The organism is Chryseobacterium sp. SIMBA_028 (genome assembly GCF_046535285.1).
GTDB lineage: Bacteria > Bacteroidota > Bacteroidia > Flavobacteriales > Weeksellaceae > Chryseobacterium.
In genome coordinates, this window is the sequence record NZ_JAWRWZ010000220.1 from 1 (window position 1) to 276 (window position 276).

Sequence of the window (276 nt, forward strand, 5' to 3'; positions counted from 1 at the left end):
CCTGGGAGCACCGGTAAAAATGGTATTGTTACCGAAAGAAGCGCACAGCTATCAGGCAAAAGAAAACATTTTTCACCTTTTATGGGAACAGGATCAGTTCCTGGAGAAATGTTTAAAGAAATAAAAATCATCCTTCCGTTCATTTTGGACGGGTTTTGCTTTGTCATTGCGATGAGCAAAGTGAAGAACCCATCTCTTTTTGTGAAATAGAATAGTTTAAAAGCATTAAAATTTAATAACTTGATTATGAGTATAATATATAGAATTAAGTTCTGG

General features: G+C 34.4%; 1 protein-coding gene. It reads left to right on the forward strand.

Annotation, left to right across the window (positions count from 1 at the left end; all coding sequences use genetic code 11):
- On the forward strand, positions 1-210 hold a 210-nt coding region (locus SCA31_RS23225; RefSeq protein ID WP_410699386.1), incomplete at its 5' end, for a hypothetical protein.
- Positions 211-276: the final 66 nt, after the last annotated feature.